At 60.0% G+C, this 7,409-nt stretch carries 6 protein-coding genes and 1 pseudogene; 6 read left to right on the forward strand and 1 reads right to left on the reverse strand.

Annotated features, from left to right (window positions below):
- The coding region (locus ACFX5Q_RS34445) for a beta strand repeat-containing protein (protein ID WP_404285002.1) at positions 1-2,953 on the forward strand (2,953 nt) is incomplete at its 5' end.
- A 1-nt stretch (position 2,954) separates the two neighbouring features.
- Here the strand turns inward: ACFX5Q_RS34445 and ACFX5Q_RS34450 are convergent.
- Positions 2,955-3,197, reverse strand: a complete 243-nt coding sequence (locus ACFX5Q_RS34450; protein ID WP_404285004.1) for a hypothetical protein — start codon at positions 3,195-3,197, stop codon at positions 2,955-2,957.
- Positions 3,198-3,881: 684 nt separating this feature from the next.
- Between ACFX5Q_RS34450 and ACFX5Q_RS34455 the strand changes: the two genes are divergently transcribed.
- The 5 genes and pseudogenes from ACFX5Q_RS34455 to ACFX5Q_RS34475 all read left to right on the forward strand — a co-directional run.
- A complete protein-coding gene (locus ACFX5Q_RS34455) occupies positions 3,882-4,679 on the forward strand; it encodes a phosphodiesterase (RefSeq protein ID WP_404285005.1) in 798 nt (265 codons plus the stop codon).
- 546 nt (positions 4,680-5,225) lie between these two features.
- A pseudogene (locus tag ACFX5Q_RS34460) lies at positions 5,226-5,724 on the forward strand (protein-L-isoaspartate O-methyltransferase).
- 21 nt (positions 5,725-5,745) lie between these two features.
- Entirely contained in the window at positions 5,746-6,153 is a 408-nt protein-coding gene (locus ACFX5Q_RS34465; RefSeq protein WP_404285006.1) for a hypothetical protein, read from the forward strand.
- Positions 6,154-6,746: 593 nt separating this feature from the next.
- Complete coding sequence (gene groES, locus ACFX5Q_RS34470; RefSeq protein WP_258589076.1) at positions 6,747-7,061, forward strand: co-chaperone GroES; 315 nt, start codon at positions 6,747-6,749, stop codon at positions 7,059-7,061.
- 50 nt (positions 7,062-7,111) lie between these two features.
- A partial coding sequence (locus ACFX5Q_RS34475) for a TCP-1/cpn60 chaperonin family protein (protein WP_404285008.1) occupies positions 7,112-7,409 on the forward strand: 298 nt, incomplete at its 3' end.

The raw sequence follows: 7,409 nt of genomic DNA on the forward strand, positions 1-7,409 counted from the left end.
CGATACGCTGGTCAACATCAACAAGGTGCGCGGCACCCAGTTTGCTGACACCGTCTACGGCGGCGACCAATCCTTCAGCCAGTTCCAGATGGGCGCGGGCGGCGATGTCGTCGACGGCGGCGACGGCAAGGACATGATCGACTATTCGCGGGACAATGATGGAACGGCCAGCCACGGCGCATTCGTCAACCTGTCGGGAACGACGCAGACGTCTTTCCTTGGAACGGCCGGACCTCATAGCGCCATCGATCTCTTTGGCGACACCGACACTCTGATCAACATAGAGGACGCCCGCGGATCGGATTTCGCCGATTATCTCTTTGGCAACGCCGGCGACAATCTCCTGATTGGAGAAGGTGGCGACGACACGCTGCTTGGAAACGGGGGCGCGGACACCTTCATCGGCGGAGCCGGAAACGACACGATGGACGGCGGAGCCGGCTCCGACACTCTCGACTACGGTTCCGAAGGAGGCCCCCACGGCGTGGTTGTCAACCTGCTGGGGGACGGTGGCGTTCAGGGAGGACTGCCCTCCGACACGGCGATCGACACGTTCGGCTTCATCGATCCAGACCCTGCGAACAGAACTCCCACGGATTCCATAGCGAGAATCCCGAATGTGATCGGCACGCAGTACGCCGATGAGATCTACGGAGGCAATCATGACAACAACCTGTCTGGTGGGGGCGGGGACGACATACTGAAGGGCGGCGCGCTCAATGATGTTCTCGATGGAGGCGCGGACTCCGATACAGCGATCTACGAGGGAACCCGGGCGGATTACCAAGTCGACCAGAACCCGGACGGGAGCCTGACAATCGCCGATCTGCGTGCCGGCTCTCCTGAAGGGACAGATACCGTCAGCAATGTCGAACTGTTCCAGTTCGCGGACGGCCAGAAGACTCTTGGCGAGCTTCTCAATTCCGCGCCTGCCATCACCTCGAATGGCGGTGGCGACACGGCTCAGATCTCGATTGCCGAGAACACGACCGCGGTGACCACCGTCGAGGCCAGCGATCCGGATGCTGACGACACGCTCACTTACTCGATCGTCGGCGGCTTCGATCAAAACCTGTTCCAGATCCAGAACGGCGTGCTCTCGTTCAACCAGCCCGAGGATTACGAGAACCCGAGCCTCAACGGCGGCGCCTTCGATCACTTCTATGATGTTCAGGTGCGCGCGACAGACAGCCAGGGCAATTTCGACGAGCAGCTCATCACCGTGACACTGACCAACCAGAACGACAATGCGCCGGTGTTCTCATCGGGCACCACGGCCAGCTTCGCCGAAAACGCCACCGGCACGGTCTACGACGCCAATGCTAGTGACGCCGACAATCTCGGGGCGCTGACCTACACGCTGTCGGGGGCGGACTTTGGCCTGTTCGACATCGATGACTCAACCGGCGTGGTCACCTTCAAGACCGCGCCCGACTTCGAGAACCGGCTCGATCAAGGCGCCAACAACGTCTATGACATCACCGTCACCGCCTCCGACGGCACACTGAGCACCGACCAGGCGGTCGCCATCACGGTGACCAACCAGAACGACAACGCGCCAGTGTTCTCATCGGGCACCACGGCCAACTTCGCCGAGAATGCCACCGGCACGGTCTACGACGCCAATGCAAGCGACGCCGACAATCTCGGGGCACTGACCTACACCCTGTCGGGGGCGGACTTTGCCCTGTTCGACATCAATGCTTCGACCGGCGTGGTCACCTTCAAGAACGCGCCCGACTTCGAGAACCGGCTCGATCAAGGCGCCAACAACGTCTACGACATCACCGTCACCGCCTCCGACGGCACGCTGAGCACCGGCCAGAACGTCGCGGTCACCATCACCGACGTCGGCGGCATCACCCAAGCGGGAGATCCCAACAAGGGCGACACGTTGACTGGCACTCCAGAAGGCGACAACCTGTCGGGCCTCGGCGGAAACGATACGCTCATTGGGCTTGCTGGAAACGACATCCTCGATGGCGGTTCGGGTAGGGATGTCCTTACCGGCAGCACCGGCGACGACACCTATATGGTCGACGACAAGGGCGATTCCGTAACGGAGAACGCCAATGAGGGAACGGACACTGTCCAATCGAGCATTTCCTACACCCTCAGAGTAAATTTCGAGAACCTGATATTAACCGGCTCAAATCCGATCGATGGCACTGGAAATGCCCTCGACAACTCAATTGCGGGCAACAGCTCCAACAACACCCTGGTAGGATTGGCCGGTGCCGATATTCTGAATGGCCAGACGGGAAGTGACACGGCGTCGTATGCGACGTCGGCCTCGGGCTTGAACGTCAACCTCGCCGCAGGAACCGGCGGTGGAGGCGATGCACAAGGCGATACGCTGATCAGCATCGAGAACCTGGTCGGCTCTGCATTCAACGATGTTCTCGAAGGTGACCCGGGCGACAACGTGCTCATCGGCGCGGGAGGCACAGATACCGTCTCTTATGAGCACGCGTTCAGTGGCGTTACGGTCAGCTTGGCCGCGTCGTCCGCGCAGAATACCGTAGGCGCCGGTCTGGACACGATATCGCTCTTCGAAAATCTCACCGGCTCCGCGTTCAACGACCGACTAACTGCAAACTCGGGGTCCAACGTTCTGACAGGCTTGGCAGGCCAGGATCAGTTCATATTTAACAACGTCGCGGGTAGTTCGGTCGCCGCACCGGACCGTATTGCCGATTTCGTGCACGGGGCGGACTTGATCGACCTCTCAGCGATCGACGCTAATACATCGAACAAGCCAGCTTTCAAGGGAGACCAAGCGTTTGCCTTCGCGGGCCAAGACACCAGCGTGATCGCGAACAGCGTCACGTGGCATGAAGCCGGCGGCAACACGTTCGTTCAGGCAGATGTGGACGGGAAAGGCGGAGCTGATTTCGTCGTTGAGTTAACGGGGATAGGTCTGGGCCTGACCGCGACGGATTTCCTACTATGAATTAGTTCAGCGCAGGATGCCCTCGAGGAACGAACTGACGCGCGAAGATGAGCCATATAGATCCTAACCGGGGGATCACACTCCTTTTTGAGGTGAGACCAGTATCGCGCGGTTCGTGACCATTGAGGTCCAGCAAATCGAGGCCGACAAAATAGAGGTCATTCTGCCGACTGGCCATGGCCTTGCGCACTACATTGAAGTCGGGCAGCCCGGCCTCATGGGTGATGGTGTTTTTCACGGCCATTTGCGCTTCACGCCGGTCTCCACCTAGGGCGAGTAGTCGGGTGGTGGCGGTGTATTCGCAACCATTCCCTCAGCTTTTTCTCGGGCAAGCTTTTCCTGTTCCCAAGCTATTCGTCGAGCCGCTCGCGCATCATGCAGCTCCTGCGTTGCGCGCCCGGGGATTGAGCGTAAACTGGCGACGCCACGCCGAGTGCCAAAAGGACGGCGATTGTCGTCAGCATGCGCATGATCTTTCCGTTCCCGTTTGCTCGAAGGAGGATCATCTTGATGGCAACAAAGAGTATCCCTTAGTTGTGGCCCTCGGCTGCTACAGATGTGGCCAAATGGTGAAAGCCGTGCCTCGGAGCTGTTGCCTTGGACATGTAAATCGTGAGACCGGTAATTTTGCTGGGGTAGTGTCTACAGGGATTGGCAGCAAGGTTCGATCCAACACGGTCGTTTTCGTCATGGACGCGACGATCGAATGGATTACCTCGATCGAGGGGCGGAATTTACCCCAGCAAAATTGCCGGTCTCCCCCCGAGGATGGGCCGAACGCCTTGCCAGGAAACTCAGGCTCTGATGAGATAGCAGGGCTCCGAAAGCTCACGGCTTCGGAGCAGACCGATCCGGATCGGCACCACTCCATTCACCGCACGGGCGCCAGCCGGCGCCCCCCCTTATCCCTCCACTTGGACTTCTTTCCATGCTCGTTGCGCAGATTAGCGACTTCCATGTCCATCCCGTTGGCCAAATGGTATATGCTGGCATCGACACCAATGCCATGACGCGGCGTGCCATTGCCACGATCGCTGCCCTGGACCCTGCTCCCGATTGCGTCCTCGTCACGGGCGATCTTGCCGATAGCGGGGGCCTGGACGAGTACGGTCTCGTGGTTGATATCTTGTCCCGCCTGGCAATGCCGGTATTCGTCATTCCGGGCAATCACGACCGGCGCGAGGCGATGCGCGACGGCCTCGCCACGGCCTATCCCTATTTGCGCCAAGCTGAGGATTTTCTGCATTACGTTGTCGAGGATTTTCCAGTTCGGCTCATCGGCCTCGATACGGTGGTGCCGGGAAAAGTCGGCGGTGCTATCTGCGCCGCACGAGCGGCTTGGTTTGCCGATCGTCTCGCTGAAGGCGACGGTCGCCCGACGCTGGTCTTCATGCATCACCCACCCTTCGTTACCGGTGTCAGCGGGATGGACGCGACGATGTGCCGAACCGACAGCGCATTCGCGGGGCTTGTCGAAAGCCATCCTGAAATTGAATGCGTGGTCGCCGGCCATCACCATCGCCCCATCATCCGTCGCTGGGCCGGCACGGTCGGCTTCGTTGTGCCCGGAGTGGCGCATCAGCTGGCGCTTGATCTTCGCCCGGGCCAGCCCATCCGATTTATCCTCGAGCCTCCGGGCTTTGCGCTCCACGCCTGGTCGCCCGAGACCGGCTTGGTCTCGCATGTCGCGCCAATCGGCGACTACGGACCGAGTCGCGATTTTTAGCTTTATTCCGGTTGTCCGTGGAAGCTCGAGAAATGAGCCGCTACTGCTGGCCTCGGCGAAAGCGGATGCCGGAACGCGCATCAAAACAGCGCCGTAGTGACGGTCCGGAGGCGGCGTAAATGCAACGGAAGCGCCGCGCCGGCTGTGCCGGCGTTCGCCCTCGCCTCGCCTGCAGCGCGAATAGCGCTGCTGGCTCGCCTATGTTCGGTCATCGTCAATCACCAGATCACGCACGATCAGCACGGGAAGGAGTCGGTGAGCGACAGCGCAAGGTTCGGCGTCGTTTGGCCTTCGGCCTATTGGTGCTCAACTGGCTGGCGATCCGCTATATCGATGTTGTCGCCTGGCTGGCTAGCTTCTGATGCGCACGCCGTTCCACCCCCCGGTGCGAGGAACGGGAGAGCACCAAGGACGGCGACGAAATAGCAGGGCGGTACAACCCCCGCCCCAACCGAAGCCGCGATCTCGACGACATGGTTACTGTGACAAGACGAACAGGGTATAAAGCTGTCTGGCAACAGACTGGTTGAGGAACGCCCCACCGTCATGAAGCCGATGAACGAAGAGCACCTCGCGGTTCTACGCAGGCACATGGTCGAGGTGATTGCAATCCATGCCGACCTTGCAAGCGAAGAACTCGGCAAGGCGACGCTTGATGAGCGGGTGATGGCAGCGATGCGGCGGGTGCCGCGGCATCGCTTCCTGCCAGCCCCGTTTGCGCTTTATGCCTACGAGGACATGCCGCTGCCGATCGGCTTCGATTAGACCGTCTCGCAGCCCTTCATCGTCGCTCTCATGACCGATCTCCTTGCTCCCCAACCGCACGAGGCAGTGCTCGAGATCGGCACTGGCCTGGGCTACCAAACCGCAATCCTCGCGGAACTCTCCGGACAAGTTTGGAGCGTCGAGATCATCGAGGAATTCCATGCCTGTGGGATCTGAAAAAGTACAGTTGCTGACTGTCATCGACAAGGATGCGGCAGGGCAACTCGAGGCTCGGGAACTCATCCCGGTTCGGTTCAGCCGGCTAGAAACGGTCATATGAGGGGTACGGCTGCGCGGAGCCGTGCTGGAAGATCAGGATAACGCGCGCCGCATCGATCACACGGGCGCAGGATGGCATCGCCGATCTTTTGACATCCATGCCGCAACGCTACTCGTCGAGCACGCCTGCAGCCGCCGGTCGCAGCCGCTGGCGATCATGCCGGCGCGGTCGTATGTGCGCTTCTCAAAGACCCTTATCCAGCCTACTGTGTGCCTACCAGAGGGCAAATGGGTCGCTCATCTGGGAAATGACGGCCAAAGGCTCAAGGAATTCGCCCAGTGGCCAACACGTAGCGGGCAGGAGGTAACGATGGATCTCAAGGACAGGCGCCTCTGGTACGGCGTGGTAGCCGTGATCGTGGTCTTGGTCGTGATTGCGTATGCGGCTGGTTGGTTTGGCGGCACACCGATACCAGCGCCGCAGCAGTGAGAGCGATCGTCATTCTCGCTTGGCGGCAGCTGACTGCTCAGTCTCTAAAGGCCGAAAGAAGGGACACCTGATTGGCTGTTTCGCTGGTGCGGCTACCATCCTGACGACGCACAGCCTGGACCGTTTTTGAGATGGCTTCCGCTCAATTTGTTGGAGGACCGGTCCTTGGATCGTGCGCAATCCGCAACACTCCGCCATCGGGCCGGGTAACTTCGATAGTGGTTTCGACACGGACAAAATGCGATCCTACGGAGTAGCCAGGCGCCAGGTCGTGCCGGAAGTCGTACACTGGAGCCACAAGGGCCAACGCAGGCAAGCGCTCCCCACGCGGGAAGGCTGCGTTGCATGAAGGATGGTGCGGTCATGATTATCCAAGGTCCTTTTCGAGAGCGGCGTCGAGGTCTGTTGGGCTGAGTTGCACCATCTGTTGCGCCGAACTCTGCAGGGCGATTGCCGGCAGGTGAATGAACGCGCCGACGCGCCGACGCGTCGCCAGGCAAGCCTGGAAAATTTGGCACTCCTATCATTCGAGTGCCAAAGGGGCTATGCTAAGTGTTGCAGTCGCTCTATGTGCGGCGGCAGAAAGAACCCCAATGAAATTCCGACCACTCCACGACCGCGTCGTCATTCGGCGCGCTGAAGGCGATAACAAATCCAAGGGCGGAATCATCATTCCCGACACCGCCAAGGAAAAGCCTCAGGAGGGCGAAGTGATCGCCGTCGGTCCAGGCTCACGTGATGAGAGCGGCAAGCTGATCCCGCTCGACGTCAAGGCCGGCGATCTCATCCTGTTCGGCAAATGGTCAGGCACCGAGGTCAAGATCGACGGCGAGGATCTCCTGATCATGAAGGAGAGCGACATTATGGGCATCGTCGAGAAGACCAAAGCGGCCAAGAAAGCCGCCTGACCGGGCGATTTGCGCTCTCCTAATTTCTAGACTGAACTGGACGTAAAATCATGTCTACCAAGGAAATCAAATTCGCTACCGATGCCCGCGACCGGATGCTGCGCGGCGTCGAGCTCCTCAACAATGCCGTGAAGGTGACGCTCGGCCCCAAGGGCCGCAATGTCATCATTGACCGCGCCTATGGCGCGCCGCGCATCACCAAGGACGGGGTCGCCGTCGCTAAGGAAATCGAGCTTTCCGACAAGTTCGAGAACATGGGCGCGCAAATGGTGCGCGAAGTGGCCTCGAAGACCAACGACCTTGCCGGTGACGGCACCACCACCGCCACGGTGCTGGCCGCTTCGATCC

The sequence above is a fragment of the Mesorhizobium sp. IMUNJ 23033 genome (assembly GCF_044778005.1).
GTDB classification, from domain to species: Bacteria; Pseudomonadota; Alphaproteobacteria; order Rhizobiales; family Rhizobiaceae; genus Mesorhizobium; species Mesorhizobium amorphae_A.

Bases quoted from the DNA above. Each gene is read 5' to 3' on its own strand.
- groES (WP_258589076.1), top strand. From the start codon at position 6,747: ATGAAATTCCGACCACTCCACGACCGCGTCGTCATTCGGCGCGCTGAA.
- ACFX5Q_RS34450 (WP_404285004.1), bottom strand. From the start codon at position 3,197: ATGGCCGTGAAAAACACCATCACCCATGAGGCCGGGCTGCCCGACTTC.
- ACFX5Q_RS34455 (WP_404285005.1), top strand. From the start codon at position 3,882: ATGCTCGTTGCGCAGATTAGCGACTTCCATGTCCATCCCGTTGGCCAA.